The organism is Streptomyces sp. NPDC002588 (genome assembly GCF_040295925.1).
Taxonomy (GTDB): Bacteria; Actinomycetota; Actinomycetes; order Streptomycetales; family Streptomycetaceae; genus Streptomyces.
In genome coordinates, this window is the sequence record NZ_JBEOWF010000009.1 from 133,392 (window position 1) to 150,515 (window position 17,124).

14 protein-coding genes and 1 tRNA gene are annotated in these 17,124 nt (G+C 71.6%); 8 read left to right on the forward strand and 7 right to left on the reverse strand.

What is annotated here, in order from left to right; genetic code table 11:
• Window positions 1-52 precede the first annotated feature (52 nt).
• The gene (locus tag ABT057_RS12645; RefSeq protein ID WP_352342707.1) at window positions 53-796 is read right to left on the reverse strand and encodes a FadR/GntR family transcriptional regulator; all 744 of its coding nucleotides are present in this window, start codon (window positions 794-796) and stop codon (window positions 53-55) included.
• Window positions 797-981: 185 nt separating this feature from the next.
• Entirely contained in the window at window positions 982-2,148 is a 1,167-nt protein-coding gene (locus tag ABT057_RS12650) for an acyl-CoA dehydrogenase family protein (protein WP_352342708.1), read from the reverse strand.
• A gap of 190 nt (window positions 2,149-2,338) precedes the next feature.
• On the opposite strand from ABT057_RS12650, the gene ABT057_RS12655 reads away from it, so the two are divergent.
• A tRNA-Pro gene (locus tag ABT057_RS12655) sits at window positions 2,339-2,412 on the forward strand.
• Window positions 2,413-2,486: 74 nt separating this feature from the next.
• Here ABT057_RS12655 and ABT057_RS12660 read toward each other — a convergent pair.
• Window positions 2,487-3,722 (reverse strand): ROK family transcriptional regulator, encoded by a 1,236-nt coding sequence (locus tag ABT057_RS12660; protein WP_352342709.1) that lies wholly within the window; start codon window positions 3,720-3,722, stop codon window positions 2,487-2,489.
• Between the two features lie 723 nt (window positions 3,723-4,445).
• On the opposite strand from ABT057_RS12660, the gene ABT057_RS12665 reads away from it, so the two are divergent.
• From ABT057_RS12665 to ABT057_RS12695, 7 genes are all read left to right on the forward strand, one after another.
• A complete protein-coding gene (locus ABT057_RS12665; RefSeq protein ID WP_352342710.1) occupies window positions 4,446-5,549 on the forward strand; it encodes a Gfo/Idh/MocA family protein in 1,104 nt (367 codons plus the stop codon).
• A gap of 28 nt (window positions 5,550-5,577) precedes the next feature.
• On the forward strand, window positions 5,578-6,465 hold the full coding sequence (locus ABT057_RS12670) for a sugar phosphate isomerase/epimerase family protein (RefSeq protein ID WP_352342712.1): 888 nt from the start codon (window positions 5,578-5,580) through the stop codon (window positions 6,463-6,465).
• A 37-nt stretch (window positions 6,466-6,502) separates the two neighbouring features.
• Window positions 6,503-7,435, forward strand: coding sequence for an NADP-dependent oxidoreductase (locus ABT057_RS12675; protein ID WP_352342713.1), 933 nt, complete (start codon window positions 6,503-6,505; stop codon window positions 7,433-7,435).
• A 78-nt stretch (window positions 7,436-7,513) separates the two neighbouring features.
• A complete protein-coding gene (locus tag ABT057_RS12680; protein WP_352342714.1) occupies window positions 7,514-9,079 on the forward strand; it encodes an ABC transporter substrate-binding protein in 1,566 nt (521 codons plus the stop codon).
• On the forward strand, window positions 9,064-10,026 hold the full coding sequence (locus ABT057_RS12685) for an ABC transporter permease (protein ID WP_352342715.1): 963 nt from the start codon (window positions 9,064-9,066) through the stop codon (window positions 10,024-10,026). The genes ABT057_RS12680 and ABT057_RS12685 overlap by 16 nt, the downstream gene beginning before the upstream one ends.
• Window positions 10,026-10,895, forward strand: coding sequence for an ABC transporter permease (locus ABT057_RS12690; RefSeq protein WP_352342716.1), 870 nt, complete (start codon window positions 10,026-10,028; stop codon window positions 10,893-10,895). The genes ABT057_RS12685 and ABT057_RS12690 overlap by 1 nt, the downstream gene beginning before the upstream one ends.
• Window positions 10,892-13,012 (forward strand): dipeptide ABC transporter ATP-binding protein, encoded by a 2,121-nt coding sequence (locus tag ABT057_RS12695; protein WP_352342717.1) that lies wholly within the window; start codon window positions 10,892-10,894, stop codon window positions 13,010-13,012. Before ABT057_RS12690 ends, ABT057_RS12695 begins: the two co-directional genes overlap by 4 nt.
• 66 nt (window positions 13,013-13,078) lie before the next feature.
• Here the strand turns inward: ABT057_RS12695 and ABT057_RS12700 are convergent, their stop codons facing one another.
• From ABT057_RS12700 to ABT057_RS12715, 4 genes are all read right to left on the reverse strand, one after another.
• Complete coding sequence (locus ABT057_RS12700) at window positions 13,079-13,999, reverse strand: sugar phosphate isomerase/epimerase family protein (RefSeq protein WP_352342719.1); 921 nt, start codon at window positions 13,997-13,999, stop codon at window positions 13,079-13,081.
• On the reverse strand, window positions 13,996-15,150 hold the full coding sequence (locus ABT057_RS12705) for a Gfo/Idh/MocA family protein (protein WP_352342721.1): 1,155 nt from the start codon (window positions 15,148-15,150) through the stop codon (window positions 13,996-13,998). The genes ABT057_RS12700 and ABT057_RS12705 overlap by 4 nt, the downstream gene beginning before the upstream one ends.
• 137 nt (window positions 15,151-15,287) lie before the next feature.
• On the reverse strand, window positions 15,288-16,760 hold the full coding sequence (locus ABT057_RS12710; RefSeq protein ID WP_352342722.1) for a glycoside hydrolase family 76 protein: 1,473 nt from the start codon (window positions 16,758-16,760) through the stop codon (window positions 15,288-15,290).
• Window positions 16,761-16,830: 70 nt separating this feature from the next.
• Entirely contained in the window at window positions 16,831-17,124 is a 294-nt protein-coding gene (locus ABT057_RS12715) for a DUF1905 domain-containing protein (protein WP_352342724.1), read from the reverse strand.

The window sequence follows — 17,124 nt, forward strand, 5'->3', positions numbered from 1 at the left end:
GAGAATCACATTCTCATGAGCGGTGGTGCGCGGGCGCACCCGGCGCCGGCTCTCACACGGACCGGCGGTGGTCCACCTCGGCGGCGGCCCGGGCGAAACCGCAGACATGCCGGGTCATGCGGAGGGCGGCCGCCGCCTCGTCGCCGTCCCGGATCGCGTCCGTGATCTTGGCGTGCGCGCGGGCGGTCAGCTCACGGACGCCGGCGTCCATGAACGCCTCGAGATTCGTGGCCGCATGGATGGAGCGGGAGAGCGCGCTCATGAACCCGATGAGCAGCTCGTTGCCGCCCGCCCGCGCCACCGCCGTGTGCCAGCGCACGTTGGCCCGCAGGAACCGCTGGATGTCCTCGCCCGCGCCGACCAACTCCGCGTGCTCCGCGTCGAGTTCCTCCAGGTCCCGGTCGGTGCGGCGGCGGGCCGCGAGCGCCGCGCAGGCCGGCTCGATGGCCTCCCGCGTCTCGTGCAGCGCCTCCAGCCGGATCCGCTGGCCCCGGATCACCAGCTGCACGGTGTGCGCCAGGGACTCCCGCCCCGGCCGGTGCACGAACGCGCCGCCCCCGCGGCCCGGCTTGATCTCCAGCAGCCCTTCGACCTCGAGGATCCGCAGCGCTTCCCGCACGGTCGCCCGGCTCAGCCCGGTCTGCTCGACCAGCTGCCGTTCCGGAGGCAGCGCCGTACCCTCCCGGAACTCCCCGGACAGGATCCGCTCCCGCACCTCGGCCGCGAGGACGTCCGAGGCCTTCGGCACGGTGAGCGTCTCGAAACGGGGGACGGGCTGCTGCTCGGAGTGCGGCACGGTGTGAGCCTCTCGTCCGGGTCCGTTTCGGTCGGACCATTCAATACGGAGGCGTCGGCGGATGTCACATGACCATGCCCCGCGTCCACCGGCAGTACCTGCCCGGTGGCGAGGGGCGGAGTGGTTCACCTGGCCCAGGGTGCCGAGCGCGCCCCGGGATCGCACGGACCCGGCCCGTCGGGTCGTCAGTAGCTTCTCGGAAGTCCCAGCGTGTGCGATCCCAGGTAGTTCAGGATCATTTCCTGGCTGATCGGCGCGATCCGCATCAGCCGTGCCTCGCGGAAGAAGCGGGCCACCGGGTACTCCTCCGAGTAGCCCATCCCGCCGTGCGTCTGCAGCGCACGGTCGGCGGCGTCGAACCCGGCTTCCGCGCACAGGTACTTGGCGGTGTTCGCCTCCCGCCCGCAGGGCCGCCCGTTGTCGTACAGCCAGGTCGCCTTGCGCAGGACCAGCTCGGCCGCGTCCAGCCGGGCCAGCGAGTCGGCGAGCGGGAACTGCACGCCCTGGTTCATCCCGATCGGCCGCCCGAAGACGACCCGCTCACGGCCGTACCGTACGGCCCGGTCGAGGGCGACCCGGCCGATGCCGAGCGCCTCCGCGGCGATCAGCATCCGCTCGGGGTTGAGCCCGTCGAGCAGATAGCGGAAGCCCTCGCCCTCCTCGCCGACCCGGTCCCGGGCGGGCACCCGCAGGTCGTCGATGAACAGTTCGTTCGAGGTGACGGCGTTGCGGCCCATCTTCGGGATGGGCCGGATGTCGACCCGGCCGCGGTCGAGGTCGGTGAGGAACAGGGTCATGCCGTCGGTGCGGCGGCCGGTCTCGGCCGGCCGGGACGTCCGGGTCAGCAACAGGATCTTCTCCGACTCCATCGCCTTGGAGATCCACACCTTGCGCCCGCTGACGACGTAGTGGTCGCCCTCCCGGCGCGCGAACGTGGTGATGCTCGTGGTGTCCAGGCCCGCGCCGGGCTCGGTCACCCCGAAGCACACGTGCAGATCGCCCGAGGCGACACGCGGCAGGGTGCGCCGCTTCAGCTCCTCGGAGCCGTGCACCACCACCGGATGCATGCCGAAGATCGACATGTGGATCGCGCTGGCTGCGTTCATCCCGCCGCCGGAGCGCGCGACCTCCTCCAGCAGCAGCGTGGCCTCGGTGATGCCGAGGCCGTGGCCGCCGTAGGCCTCCGGGATCGTGATGCCCAGCCAGCCGCCGCCGGCGACGGCGGCGTAGAACTCCTCGGGGAAGGCGTGGTCGCGGTCCTTCTCCATCCAGTACCGGTCGTCGAAGTCCTTCAGGAGCCCGGCGACGGCCTCGCGGATCGTGTTCTGGTCCTCGGTCGGTTCGAAGTCCACGGCGGGGACACCCCTCTGCCGGATCTCTGCCGGATTGTTTGGAACATATCAAAGGTCAGACCAAAACGGCTGTCAACTCCTCCGCCCGGCCCTCGCGCCCGGCCGCCCGGCGCACCCCGAGCCCTGCCCCCGCCCGCGTGCGGTAAGGTCGAACCGCGCGTTCCCGCAGCTCACCGCGGCGGCAGCGCGGCGGGACGTGGCGCAGCTTGGTAGCGCACTTGACTGGGGGTCAAGGGGTCGCAGGTTCAAATCCTGTCGTCCCGACCGGTGGAAGGGCCTTCGCGGGCGGACAGCTCGCGAAGGCCCTTCTCGCGTGGGTCGTCAGCGGCCCGGTGGCGTCAGACCTCCCGGTCCTCCACCAGCATCCGCGCGATCCCCTGCTCGCTGAAGACGTCCCGCAGGGCGAGGGCGATGCCGCCGTGGATCGCGGAGGTGCCGTCGGACCGGGCGGTGGTGATGGTCAGTTTGCGCGTGGTCAGGGGCAGGGCGCGCTGGTACACCACGGCCCGCACCCCGGACAGGAGGTCGTCGCGCAGGTCGCTCAGCGGGCCGCCGAGGACCAGGGTGCGGGGGTTGTACATGAGGACCAGCATGGCCGCGACCTCGCCGATCGCGGTGGCGGCCTGGCGCAGGGCGTGCACGGCCGACGGATCGTTGTCGGCGACGCGTTCGGCCAGTTCGCGTTCGCCGTGCCGTGGATCGTCGTCCGTCGTCTCGGGGATGCCCAGGGTGCGCAGGATGGCGCGGTGCGAGGCGACGGCCCGCACGCAGCCCACGTTGCCGCAGGTGCACAGGGCGTCGCTGCCGTCGACGGCCCGGATGTGGCCCACGTCGCCCTCGGCTCCGTCGGCCCCCCGGTAGACGTCGCCGGAGGCCATGACGAGTCCGGCGCCTATCCCGGCCGCGATCTTGAGGCAGAGGAGCGGGGTGTCGACCTGGTCCTGGGCCGCCTCGCCGAGGGCGAGGAGGTTGGCGTCGTTGTCCAGCAGGACGGGGGCGCCGAAGCGGGCGCTCAGGACCTCGGCCGCCGGGTAGGCGTCCCAGCCCGGCATGCCGGTCGGGCGGATGGCGCAGCCGCGCTGGACGTCGACGGGTCCGGGCAGGCCCATCACCACCTGACGGACCCTGCGCGGGTCGCGCCCGGCCTTCCGCAGCAGGTCCGACAGGCACTCGGACAGCGCATCCAGCACCGTTTCCGGCCCGCTCTCGAGGCGGACGCGCACGCTGTCCTCGGCGAGGATCCGTCCGGTGAGGTCGGCGATCGCGACGCGTGAGGCCAGGGTGTCGACGTCGGCCACGGCGACGGTGCCCGCGCGTGGCGAGAGCGTCAGCACCCGAGGGGGCCGGCCGCGCACCGACTCGCTCGACTCGAGCTCCCGCAGGATGCCGTGTCCGACGAGATGGTCGACCTGCTGACCGACCGTCGAGCGGGCGAGCCCGCTGCGCCGCGCGATCTCGGCCCGGCTGGTCGCCTGGCCCGAGACGACCAGTTCCAGGACTCGGCGAAGCCCCGCGGGAACCGCGGGCAGCAGGGCTGGAGCGGTCGGATGGATCCCGCCTTTATGAACTGTCACGGTCTTAATTCCGCCTCCTTGCGTCCCCTCACCATCCGGTCTGCGGGGGGAGTGCGTCAACCGCGACATTCGGCCCGCGACGGCGCGGGTGTTGCGTCGATTTTAGTTCGCTGAAAAAACTTAAAACGGCGTCTTGTCCCTCATGTGCGAACCAAACGATGGTGAGAAGCAACCTGGTGTTCACTCTGGATGGCGCGGAAAAAAGTGCCGGAGTGTAGCCGGGAGAGGTATCCGAGGCAATGAGATCGGATCACTCGATGAACCACGCTCCGACGACCGAGGCCTCATCCAGGCGCGGAACCGCCCCCTCCGGGCGGCATTTCCGTGTGTCGTCCGTGTGCCCGCAGCGACCCTCCGGCGGCCCGTGCGAGAGCCCGGACGGAGTCGTGCCGCGCACCTCCGACCTGCATGTTCCGTCACGCCCACCCCTCGGTTGGGTGTGCGGTGCCCGGTGCCCGGGCGGCCGGTCCACGCGCCCCGCCCCGAGCGACCTGACGACCCGTCACCTTCATTTATCACGATTCGATAACCCGGCTCCCGGTATTCCGCTCACCGGACCGCGGCCGTCGTCCCCCTCCCCGGCGCGGGCCTTGAATACCGAGCACCCCAGCCGGAACCGGTCACGCGTTTCGGCCTGAGCGGCCGTCCCGTTCTCCACCACCGGCCCGCTCCCCGCCACGCATTCCCCCCACCCCACCCCTCGTTCTCCGGAGGAACCACGGCATGGCCAAGCAGACGCATCGCATCGGCATCCTGGGCAGCGGCAACATCTTCGGCCGGTACGTGACCGGCCTGGCCCGCCACTCGGAACTGCGGATCGTCCGCGTCGGTGACATCGACGTGGCCCGGGCCGAACAGGCCGCCGCCGAACACTCCATCCAGGCCTGGGGAGACGACGCGGAGCTCTACGCCGACGACACGGTGGAGATCCTCGTCAACCTCACGCCTCCGGTGCACCACGCCCGCACCGTCGTCGCCGCCCTGGAGGCCGGCAAGCACGTGTACGTCGAGAAGCCCCTGGGCACGACCGTCAAGGAGGGCCGGACCGTCCTGGAGGCGGCCGCCCGCAGCGGGCGCCTCCTCGGGTCGGCGCCCGACACCTTCCTGGGCAGCGCGAGCCAGACGCTGCGCAGGGCGATCGACTCGGGGGCGATCGGCACCCCGATCGGCGCCTCCGCGTTCATCAGCCACAGCAAGGCCGAGACCTGGCACCCGAACCCGGCCTTCCTGTTCCAGGAGGGCGGCGGCCCGGTCATGGACATGGGTCCCTACTACTTCGCGATCCTCGTCAACGCCCTTGGCCCGGTGCGCTCGGTCAGCGCGAGCAGCCGCATCGGCGCGCCGCGGCGGACCGTCACCGCGCCCGACCGGGCCGTCGACTCCATCGACGTCACCGTCCCCACCCATGCCGCCGCCGTCCTCACCTTCGCCTCGGGCGTCATCGGCACCACCCAGATGAGCTTCGACGTCTGGGACACCGACCTGCCCGCCATGGAGATCTACGGCACCGAGGGCACGCTGTCGCTGCCCAACCCGAACCACTTCGACGGCGACGTACGCCTGCGGCGCCATGGTGACGGCGACTGGACGGTGCTGGAGCCGGCCGTCGAGCTCTTCGGCGCCGTCGGCACCAAGGAACAGGCCCGGCGCGGCCTCGGTGTACGCGACCTGGCGACCGCGGTCGAAGGCGGCCCGCACCGCGCGAACGCCTCCTTCGCCTTCCACGTCCTCGAAACGCTGTGCGCGGTGGAGGACTCCTCCCGGTCGGGCCGGACGGTGCAGCTGGAAAGCACCTGCGAACGCCCCGAACCCCGTTACTCCGCCTGACCGTTCACCCTCGACGAAAGGCCCCCTCATGACCATCAGCCCCGAGAAGATCGCGATCAACCCGCTGCAGTGGATCGCCACCGACGACGGCTGGATCGACCCGTCCATCGCCCCGCCGCTCGCCGAACGCCTCAAGGTCATCAAGGAGTCGGGCATCCGCTCCGTGCACGCGGAGGTCCCGGCGGACCTCACCACGGCGGAGTACGCCCGACTGCTCGCCGACCACGGTCTGCTGCCCGCCCCCGGCTACATCTCGGGCCCGCTGCCCGAGGACGAGGCGAGTCTTCGGGAACTCCTCCACAAGACCGACCGGATGAGCACGCAGATGGCCGAACTCGGCCTGCCCACCGTGTTCGTGGCCACCGGCATGAACAAGCAGGCGCCGCGGGTGCACCGCCCCGCGGTGGGTGCCGACGGCACCCCCGAACGGCTGGAGCGGGTCCGCGACGTGTTCGCCAGGATGGGCGAGACCACCAGGGCCAACGGAGTCACCGCCGCCTTCCACCCGCACATCGGCACCTGGGCGGAGACCGAGGAGGAGACGCGCTTCATCCTCGACACCGTCCCGGCGGACGTCCTGTCGTTCGGCCCGGACATCGGCCACCTCGGCTGGGCCGGCGCCGACGTCATCGGTCTGATCCGCGAGTACGGGGAGCGGGTCGCCGCGATGCACGTCAAGGACTACCACGCCGACGTCGCCGAGCGCGGCAGGGCCGAGGGGTGGACCTACCAGCAGACCGTCCTCGCCGGACTGTGGGCGGAGCCCGGCCACGCCTCCGTGGACATCCCCGCCACCCTCGCCGCGCTGCCCGACAGCTTCGACGGCTGGCTCGTCATCGAGGTCGACAAGGGCGCACAGGCGACCCCCGAGGACAGTGTCCGGCTCTGCGGCGAGTGGGCCCGCCGGCAGCACTGACCACCCCGTCACCACGTCCCAGTCCTGGAGGCTCGCAGTGCCCGCAGCGTATGGATTCACCGCCTACGGCGGACCGGAGGTGCAGCGGTTCCTCGATCCGCCCCGGCCCGTGCCGGGGCCGGGCGAGCTCCTCGTCGAGGTGCACGCCGCCGGGGTCAACCCGGTGGACTGGAAGGTCCGGGCCGGGATGCACCGCGCCTTCCTGCACCTCGACCTGCCGGCCGTCCTCGGACGGGAGGCCGCGGGCGTGGTCGTACGACTCGGCGAGGGCGTCGACGCGTTCGCCGTCGGCGACCCGGTGTTCGGCACCACCGACCGGGGCTGCGGCGGATACGCGCGCTTCGCGCTGCTGACCGCGAGCCGGACGGCACTCAAGCCGGCCGAGGTCTCCTTCACCGACGCGGCCGTGCTGCCGGTCGCGGTCGGAACCGCCTACGACGGGATCGCGCAGCTCGCCCCGAAAGCCGGGGAGAGTCTGCTGATCCTGGGGATCGGCGGCGGCGTCGGCGTCGCGGCCGCGCAGCTCGCCCATGCCGCAGGAGTGTCCGTCGCGGGGACCGCCGCCGCGGCCAAACGGGGGTTCGTCGAGTCGCTGGGCGCCACGGTGATCCCCTACGACGGCGCCGCTTTCGGTGAACGGCTGCGCACGGCCCTGCCGAACGGGGTCGACGCGATCCTCGATCTCGTGGGCGGGGACGCACTGCGGAGCGTCCTGCCCGTGATCTCCCTCGGCTGCCGGATCCTCACGGTCGCCGACCCCGAGACGGCGGCCCGGTTCGGCGCCCACCCGCTGAAGCGTGAGAGCACGACCGAAACCCTCACCGAACTGGCCCGGCGGGTGGCGGACGGACGGCTCGATCCGCACGTCCGCAGCGTCTTCCCGTTCGAGGACGCCGAGGCCGCCCTGCGCGAAGTCGAGTCCGGCCACCCCTGGGGCAAGGTGGCGCTCGACCTGCGCGCACATCGCTGACCCGCGGCGACCGGCCCCGCGGGGCGCGGCCGCCCCCTCACCCGAACTTTGCCCGACTCCCACCCTCGAGGAGCACCGATGTCACTCACCCAGCCAGCCAGGTACCGCAGACTGACGGCCACCGTCGCCGTGGGCGCGGCCCTGGCCACGTCGGCCGCGTGCAGCGCCGCCACCCAGCCCGCCGCCGGGACCTCCGCGTCCGCCGGCCCGATGCGCAACGGAGGCACCCTCGTCGTCGCGCAGACGAGCGACGTCGACCCCGGAGGGTTCCTCAAGACCTCCTTCGGCAACCTGCTCTCCGAGTACCAGGTCTTCGAGACCCTCACGCTCATCGGTCCCCAGACCGGCAAGCCCACCGGCGTCCTCGCCAAGTCGTGGAAACTCGCGCCCGACGCCATGAGCATGGACATCACGCTCCGCGACGACGTCACGTTCCACAGTGGACGCAAGCTGACGGCGGACGACGTCATCTTCACGCTGAAGAAGGTCCAGGACCCGGCGACGGGCGCGGCGAACCAGCCGATCGCCGCGCAGATCAAGACGATGAAGGCCGAAGGCGATCACGAGCTGAAGCTCACCTTCTCCAAGGCGACGCCGAACATCTTCGACCTCTTCGAGACGATGCCGATCGTCAACCCCGCGACCTACGCCGGCTACGCGGCCGGCAAGGCCGTCGACGGCACCGGCCGCTTCGCCTGGAAGTCGTGGACGCCCGGGGGCAAGGTCGAGCTCACCAAGTACGCGAAGTACCGCGACGCGAAGAACACCCACCTCGACAAGATCGAGATCAACATCATCAACGACCCGACGGCCATCGTGTCGGCGATCCGCAGCGGTCGTGTCCAGTACGGCGTCGGCATACCCGCCCTCGACGCCCGCAGCCTGAGCAAGCAGCCGGGCTACGCCCTCGTGAGCTCGGGCGGATCGGCCATCCCCCTCGCCCTCGACGTGACGAAGGCGCCGTTCGACGACAAGACCGTCCGCCAGGCGGTGCAGTACGCGATCGACCGCGACCGCATCGTGGAACAGGTCGAGGGCGGGCAGGCGGAGGCGACGGACCTGCCGTGGCGGACCTCCACCGTCGGCTACGACGCCGCCCAGGCGAAGCAGTACACCTACCAGCCGGACAAGGCGAAGCAGCTGCTCGCCAAGGCGGGGGTGAAGAAGGCCTCGTTCAACGTCGTCACGCTCAACACCCCTGAAGCCACGGGCATCTTCCAGATCATCAAGAACAACCTCGCCGCCGTCGGTCTGACCGCCAAGCCCGTACTGCTCAGCGCGACCGAGTACGACGAACGGATCGCCAAGCGGAACATGGGCACGCCCGCGGTCCTGATGATGAGCAGCAACGCCCTGTCGCCCGCGTCCCAGGTCGTCAGCCGGCCCGAGTACCTCGCGGGCGACAACCTGATGAAGTTCAAGGACGCGCAGTACACCGCGCTCGTCCAGAAGGTCACCACCGCGGCCTCGACCGACGCCCAGAAGACCGCGGTGCACGACTACAACGAGTACCTCCTCGACCAGGCGTTCGCTCTCCCGCTGATCACGCGCCCGACCCTGACCGTCCGGGCGTCGTCCGTGGGCGGCATCAAGGCCACCCGGACGGGCTTCCTCGACCTCGGCGGGACGTGGCTGTCGAAATGATCCGGTTCCTGTTGCGCAAGGTGCCGTCGGTGGTGTTCGTGCTGTTCGCCAGCTCGGTCGTCGCCTTCGCCCTGCCCCGGCTCGCTCCCGGTGACGTCGCCGTCACCCTCGCCGGCTCGGACCCGACGGCCGAGAACATCGCCGCCATCCGCAAGGAGCTGGGGCTGGACCGGTCGCAGGTGGTGCAGTACTGGGACTGGATCTCCGGCCTGTTCCACGGCGACCTGGGCCAGTCCTACCTCCTCCACCGCAGCGTCGCGAGCCTCATCGGCGACCGGCTGGAGAGCACCGTGGAACTGGCCGTGTTCGCCACCCTGCTCGTCGTCGTCATCGGGACGACGCTGGGGGTGCTCGCCGGCTCGACCAGGCGCTGGTGGGCGCGGACCACGCTCGATCTGGGCAACAGCGTCCTGGTCGCCGTACCGTCGTTCCTCACGGCACTCGCGCTGATCCTCGTCTTCGGCGTGTACCACCGCTGGCTGCCGGTGAGCGGCGAGGTGAGCGTGCTGCGGGATCCGGCGATCGGCATCCAGTACCTGGTACTCCCCGCGGTCGCCCTCGCGCTGCCGCCCGCGGGGGGCGTGGCCCGCCTGCTCCAGACGGAGATGACCCGGGTCCGCAGCGAGGACTACGTCGATCTCGCCCTGGCCAAGGGTGCCTCGCCGCGGCGGATCACCCTGCGCCACGTGCTGCGCAACAGCTTCGGAACCGCGGTCGTCGCGATCGGTCTCGAGATCGGCACCCTGCTCGCCGGCGCCGTGGTCATCGAGTCGGTCTTCAACCGCAACGGCCTGGGCCAGCTCGCCGTCTCGAGCGTGACCTCGCGCGACTTCACCGTCCTCCAGGTGCTGATCCTCGGTGTGGTCTGCGTGGCGGTGATCTGCCAGATCGTCACCGAGCTGGTCCTGGCGGCGCTCGACCCCAAGATCAGGTTGGGAGACCAGTGATGACGGACCTGTCCCTGCCGGCACCGATGGCCACGCGTCGGCGGCTGAATCCGACGCTGGCCCGCTATCTGTCGGCCTTCCGCACCCCGCGCGGCGCCATCGGCATGTCGATCCTCGTGATCATGGTGCTCGCCGCGCTGCTCGCTCCCGTCCTCTTCCCGGGCGGCTACGACCAGCAGGGGGCGACCACCTTCGCCGGTCCCTCGGCACAGCACCTCTTCGGTACGGACGAGTTCGGCCGCGACATCTTCGTCCGCAGTGTCTACGGGCTTCGCGTCGACCTGAGCCTCATCCTCACCGCGGTGCCGCTGAGCATGGCGATCGGCACCCTGCTCGGCCTGTCCGGGGCGATCTCCGGGTGGCTCGGCGCGGGGGTGCAGCGGCTGCTCGACGTGGTCATCGGCTTCCCCGGACTGATCCTCGGCGTCGTTCTGGTGGCCATCCTCGGTGCCGGCTGGTTCGCGCTGTTCCTCACCATCCTGATCGGCGGCCTGCCGAGCGCGGGACGCCTGGCCCGCGGGGCCTGGCTCGCCCAGCAGGACAAGGAGTACGTCCTCGCCGCCCGGGTGCTCGGCGTCTCGCGGCGCCGGCTCCTCGTCCGGCACGTGCTGCCCAACGCCATGGACGCGATCGTCGTGAACGGCGCGGTCTGGATGGTCATCGGCGTCTACATCGAGGCCGGCCTGTCCATCGTCGGCCTCGGCGTGCAGCCGCCCACGCCGTCGCTCGGCGTACTGCTCAACAACGGCCTGCGATTCGTGATCCAGTCCCCGACCTACATCACCGGCCCCGCCGCGTTGCTCCTCCTGCTCGCGGTGGGCGTCGGCCTGATGTCCGACGCACTCAACGAGGCGGTGAATCGCCGATGACCCCGACGACCAACTCACCCACGACCGAACCGCCGGCGGCGGGCACGGGCAGGGCCGTACCGCTGCTGCGGGTCGAGGGCCTGGGCACGGAGTTCAGGCTCGGGAGCGGCGCCGTGAAGGCCGTCGACGACGTCAGCTTCGACGTCTACCCGGGAGACGTGCTGGGCATCGTCGGCGAGTCCGGCTCGGGCAAGTCGGTCACGGCGCGCTCGATCATGCGGATGCTGCGCCCGCCGGGCCAGGTCGTCGCGGGCAGCGTGCGGTTCGACGGCGAGGACCTGCTCGCGCTCCCCGAACGCGAGATGCGGCGCCGCCGCGGCAGCAGGGTGGCGATGGTCTTCCAGGACCCGCAGGCCGCCCTCAACCCGGTCATGAAGGTCGGCGACCAGATCGTCGAGGCGATGACGGTCCACGGCGTCGACAGGAAGACCGCGCGCACGCGGGCGGTCGAACTCCTGGAACAGGTCGGGATTCCCGACGTGACGACGAAGATCGACCAGTACCCGCACCAGTTCTCCGGCGGTATGCGCCAGCGTGTCGTCATCGCGATCGCGCTGGCCAACGATCCGGCGCTGCTCATCGCCGACGAGCCGACGACGGCCCTCGACGTCACCATCCAGGCGCAGATCCTGCGGCTGCTCGCCCGGCTGCGCACCGAACTCGGCATCGCCGTCGCGATCATCACCCACGACATGGGTGTGGTCGCCGAGCTCTGCACGGACGTCGTCGTGATGTACAGCGGGCGCACGGTCGAGAAGGGCACCGTCAAGCAGGTCTTCGAGCATCCGCGCCACCCCTACACGGCCGCCCTGCTCGAAGCCATGCCCCGCCTCGACGACGACCTGGCCGGCCGGCCGCTGCCGGCGATCCCCGGCACCCCGCCCGACCCCGCCGCCCTCCCGCCCGGCTGCGCCTTCGCGCCACGCTGCGCGTTCGCCGAGGACGCGTGCACGCAGGCGCCGCCGGAGCTGCTGGAGATCGGCGGCAGCGGACAGACCGCGGCCTGCTTCGTGGCGCAGCGCGGCGTCGCGGTCGCCGCGAGCCGCGACGCGTCGAGCGCGGAAGCCGTGGCGCCCGCGCCGCGGCCCGATCCTCCTTCGGACGAACCCGTACTGGAGATCCGGGATCTGCGTGTCGACGTCGGTTCACGGCGGCGCGGCCTGTTCCACCGCGAACCCCCGGTGTACGCCGTCGACTCGGTGAGCCTGTCCGTGCAGGCGGGCCGAACCGTCGGGCTCGTCGGCGAGAGCGGCTGCGGCAAGTCGACGCTGTCCCGGGCCGTCGTCGGGATCAACCCGATCGCCGGGGGGTCGGTCCTTGTCGACGGCACCGACGTGAGCGCGATGCGCGAGGAGGACCTCGCACGGGTCCGGTCCTCGGTGCAGTACGTGTTCCAGGACCCCTACGCGTCCCTGAACCCCCGGCGCACGATCCGGCAGTCCCTCGCCGAAGCGCTCGGCCTCCGGGGTCTCGGCGGCCAGGAGCTCGAAGCGGAAGCACGCTCGCTGATGGAGCAGGTGGGGCTGCGCCCCGAACTCCTCGACCGCTACCCGCACGCGTTCTCGGGCGGGCAGCGGCAGCGGATCGGCATCGCGCGGGCCCTGGCCCGCCGGCCGCGCACGCTGGTCCTCGACGAGCCCGTCTCGGCCCTGGACATGTCGGTCCAGGCGCAGATCATCAACCTGCTGCAGAAGCTGCAGAACGAACTCGGCCTGGGGTACCTGTTCATCGCGCACGACCTGTCGGTCGTCCGGCACCTCAGTGACAGCGTCGCGGTGATGTACCTCGGCAGGATCGTCGAGTACGGCGAGGTCGCCGACGTCTACGGCAATCCCCAGCACCCGTACACCGCCGCGCTGTTGTCGTCGTCGCCGGTGGCGAGTGTGTCCACGCCCTCACGGGAGCGCATCGTCCTGGGGGGCGACCTGCCGAGCCCGGCGAACCCGCCCTCCGGCTGCCGGTTCCGCACCCGCTGCCCGATCGGCCCGCTGGCGCACCCGGAGCGGACGATCTGCGTGGAGCGCGACCCGCAGCTCACCCTCACACCGGCAGGGCAGCGGGCGGCCTGCCACTTCGCCGGCGAAGCCGCGGTGGCCGCTCCTCCGACCGGGCCGTGAACGGCGTCAGAGCACGAAGAAGCCCCCGGCCGGAAGTGTTGAGGCCGGGGGCTTCTCCGTGCTCTGTCACGCCACGATGAGTGGCCGCAGTGTCCGGTGGGCGATCTCCAGGCCCGTCTTGACCTTGTCCTCGGTCCCGCCCCACAGCGGGTCCTCGTGCTCGACCGACAGCGTGCCGGTGAAGCCGTGCTCGTACAGGGCGTCCACGACCGCGTTCCAGTCGACCCGGCCGCGGCCGGGCACCCGGTAGCGCCACCAGCCCGTGTCCCATGGGTCGTCACGCCGTACCGCCTTGCCGAAGAAGCCGTAGCGGTCGACCAGGCCGGGCAGGATCTCGATGTCCTTGGCCTGGGCGTGCACGATGCGGTCGGCGTACGGCGCGATGGTCGTGACCGGGTCGACGCCGATCCAGGTCAGGTGCGAGGGATCCCAGTTGAGGTACAGGCCCAGGCCGAACATCCACTCCCACAGCTCCGGCGAGTAGGCGAGGTTGCCGGGGTAGCCGTCCGGGTGCCAGCCCTCCATCACACAGTTCTCGATGATGATCTTCACGCCGCGTTCGCCCGCGTAGTCGACCAGGTCGGGAAAGACCTTGCCGGCCTCCTCCAGGTTCGCGGCGACCGGCCGGGTCCAGTCCCGGCCCACGAACGTGCCGACGTACGGGACGGACAGGGCGGCCGCGGTGTCGACGACCGCCCTGAGGTGGGCGTGGATCTCCGCCCGGCGGTCGGGGTCGGGGTGCAGGTTGTTCTCGTAGTAGGCCAGCGCGGAGATCTCCAGCCGGTGGCGCTCGAACAGCGCCCGTGTCTCGTCGGCGGCGCGGGCGTCGAAGCCGGCCACCGGCAGGTGCGACGCCTCGAAGTCCCGGCCGCCGACGGCCGGCCAGGCCGCCACTTCCAGCGCCTCGTAGCCGGCCTCGGACGCCCACCCGGCGATCTCCGCGAGGGACAGCCGGGGCAGACAGGCGGTGAGCATGCCGAGTTTCATGGGGTGGCCTCCTGGTCGTGGGTGGTGTCGGGTACGCCGGTCCAGGCGAGGGAGCCGGCCGAGCGCAGCACGGCCTCGACGATCCGCGCCGAGCGGAGTCCGTCCGCGCCGGTGGGCAGGCCTTCGGGCGCGGGCCCGCCCCGCATCGTCGTGTAGGCGTCGGCGACGAACGACGTGAAGCAGTCCGCGTAGCCCTGCGCGTGGCCCGCGGGCAGCCGCGACAGCCGCCGCTGTTCGGCCGAGCCGTGCTGGGGGTCGCGCACGATCACCCGCGCGCCGTCCTGGGCGCCGAGCCACGCCGTCTCCGGCCGCTCCTGGTCGAAGACGGCGCTGGCCCGCGCACCGTCCAGCTCGAACCACAGCCGGTTCTTCCGTCCCGCCGACACCTGGGACACCGTCAGCGTCCCGAGCACGCCGTCGGTGGTGCGCAACAGGACCGACGCCACGTCCTCGGTCCGTACCGCGACCCGCGGGCCCTGGACGGCGGCCGAGAAGCTGCTGCCGGTCCCGGCCGGCCGGGACGCGACGGTGGTGCCCAGGCGCGCCGACACCTCGCCGAACCGGACGCCGGCCACCCACTCGACCAGATCGCACCAGTGCGAGCCGATGTCCGCGAACGCCCGCGACGGCCCGCCCTCGCCCGGGTCCACCCGCCACGAGGAGACGTCCTCCGACAGCATCCAGTCCTGCAGGTAACTGCCGTGGATCAGCTGCCAGGCGCCGAACTCGCCGCGCAGCCGGCGGTCCCGGATCTCGCGCACGAGCGGGTGGTAGCGGTAGACGAAGGGCACGGCCAGGACCAGGCCGGCCCGTTCCGCCAGCGCGGTCAGCCGCTCGGCCTCCGCGACCGACGTGGCCAGCGGTTTCTCACAGATCACATGCTTGCCCGCCCGCAACGCGGCCTCCGCCTGCGGGACGTGGAGCGCGTTCGGCGTGCACACGTGCACCACCCGGACGCTGTCGTCGGCCAGCACCGCCGCGAGGTCGGGATACCGGCCGGGCACGCCCCACTCCTCGGCGGCCCGTGCGCTGCGCGGGGGCGTCGACCCCACCATTCCGGCCAGTTCGCCTCCGGCGGCGCGGATCGCCGTGGCGTGCACGGCACCGATCATGCCGGTGCCGACCACCACCGCCCGTAGCTGGTCTTTCACCCTGCACCCTCCGTCGTCATGTCCACAGCGCGAGCCTGCGCCCGGTCGGCGCGGAGGCCAAGGCGGAGGGTCCGGACAGCGGACCGCCGGCCCGACACCGTGCGACAACGTTGTCGCACGGTGCGGGAACTCCCTTTCTACGGTGCCGCGTCGAGCAGGTCGACGGCGCTCTGCTGCCGGGCCGCGTCCACCTGGTCGACCGGGCCGTACCAGCGCAGCCCGTACTGGTCGAGGGCGTTGCGGTCGCTCGCCAGCGCGCGGTCCGCCTGGCGTTTCAGATAGGCGGTGTAGGGATGGTCGGGCAGCGCGGTGTCGAGATCGCCGAGACCGCGCACGTGGGCGCCCTTGAAGGAGGGCCCGTCGCCGCCGCAGTCACCGTCCTCGCACGGGTCGCGCAGGATGCCGTCGGCGGTGTGGAGCGAGGAGGTCGTCGTCGCGGCGTCGGCGATCTGGCGTGCGCGGGTGAGCAGCGTGCCGTCACCCGTCGCCTTGTACAGCTCGGTGAGCGCGCCGAGCAGGACGCCCTGGTTGTACGACCAGACGGCCTGGCCGTTGTTCCGGCAGGTGGACAGGTCGACGCCGTCGTTGACCAGGTTCGAGCCGTTGATCATGCCGGTGCCCTGGAACCAGGCCCAGCCGGCGCGGGCCCGGCCGAGGTAGGCCGTGTCGCCCGGGACGCGGTTGTGCAGGGCGGCGCTGAGCTGGATGTAGAGGGAGTTGGCGATGGCGTTCTTGTACGTCCTCGCGGTGCTCCACCACACCCCGCCGCCGCAGGTGCCGTCCCAGTACGCGGCCATGTGGTCGGCGTCGGCGCGGGCGGTGTCCAGGTAGCGGCTGTCGCCGGTCAGGTCGTACGCGGCGATCCAGGCGAGCCCCCACCAGCCGGTGTCGTCGATGTAGTCGTTGCGGAACTGCCCGTCCCCCGCGTTCACGTTCAGGTCGTACGTGCGGGAGACCGCGTAGGAGTAACTGCCCATGCCCGACGCCCGGATGTTGTCGATGACGGCGGTCAGGGCGTTCGCCGAGTTCCACCAGCCGGTGGTGTCGAACAGGCCGGTTCCGTAGTTGTAGAAGGCCATCAGCCCGGTGGCCGCCGCTCTGCGCGGGTCGCCGGCGTTCCAGGTGGCGCGGGCCCAGGGGGTGCACGCGATCTCGGCGCGGTCCCCGGCCTTGCCGCAGGCGCGCAGGGCGCCCACGCCGTGGTTGTTCCAGTCGTCGACGTTGTACATGAGTGTGCGCCAGCCGCGCCCGCCCGCCGGGACGGTCGTGTCGCCGAGCTTGCTGCCCGAGCTCCAGGTGCGGCCGCCGTCGAAGGAGCGGTCGAGCCAGACCTCGTCGCCCGGGTTGCCGTTGCCGATGGACGCCCAGCCCATCGCGTCGGTGTCGTCGAGGTGCAGGACGACCGACCGCCCGTAGATGCCCGCGGTGACCGGAGTCCGGTCGTCGGGGGAGAGGGCGGGGTCGCGGGCGTCGCAGTACTTGTTGCAGACGGTCGCCGCCACGGCGGCGTCCGCGGCGGACGCCGGCCGCGGGGCGAGGGCCGCGAGCAGGGTCAGGGCGAGCGCCGTCGCCGGCCGCCCGAGGATGCGGAGTCTTGGTAAGGAAGTCATGGGGCCGGAAGGTAGTGACGGGGCGGCGGGAGCGTCAACGGGGCTGCGTGGCCCTGCGTACGGGAGTTCCTCAGGAGGCCATCCGTACGGTCATCCGTACGGCCACGTCGTCGCCCTCGGAGAGCCCCTCCGGTCTGCGCACCGCGACCTTGAGCGGCAGCAGATAGCCGCCGTCCCGGGGGAACAGCGACGTCTCGAAGGAGGTCTCGCCGATCCGCGCCAGGACCGGGATCACACCCCAGCCGTACGTGGCCATCGCCGCCACCTCCTGGATGTCGGCGGACTCCGGCTCCGGGACGCGGACGAAGTAGTACGGCGCCGGCCCGCGCCACTCGATCACCTGGCCGGTGAAGGCGAGTTCCAT

Bases quoted from the DNA above. Each gene is read 5' to 3' on its own strand.
- ABT057_RS12665 (WP_352342710.1), top strand. From the start codon at position 4,446: ATGGCCAAGCAGACGCATCGCATCGGCATCCTGGGCAGCGGCAACATC.
- ABT057_RS12670 (WP_352342712.1), top strand. From the start codon at position 5,578: ATGACCATCAGCCCCGAGAAGATCGCGATCAACCCGCTGCAGTGGATC.
- ABT057_RS12680 (WP_352342714.1), top strand. From the start codon at position 7,514: ATGTCACTCACCCAGCCAGCCAGGTACCGCAGACTGACGGCCACCGTC.
- ABT057_RS12690 (WP_352342716.1), top strand. From the start codon at position 10,026: ATGACGGACCTGTCCCTGCCGGCACCGATGGCCACGCGTCGGCGGCTG.
- ABT057_RS12695 (WP_352342717.1), top strand. From the start codon at position 10,892: ATGACCCCGACGACCAACTCACCCACGACCGAACCGCCGGCGGCGGGC.
- ABT057_RS12700 (WP_352342719.1), bottom strand. From the start codon at position 13,999: ATGAAACTCGGCATGCTCACCGCCTGTCTGCCCCGGCTGTCCCTCGCG.
- ABT057_RS12710 (WP_352342722.1), bottom strand. From the start codon at position 16,760: ATGACTTCCTTACCAAGACTCCGCATCCTCGGGCGGCCGGCGACGGCG.
- ABT057_RS12715 (WP_352342724.1), bottom strand. From the start codon at position 17,124: ATGGAACTCGCCTTCACCGGCCAGGTGATCGAGTGGCGCGGGCCGGCG.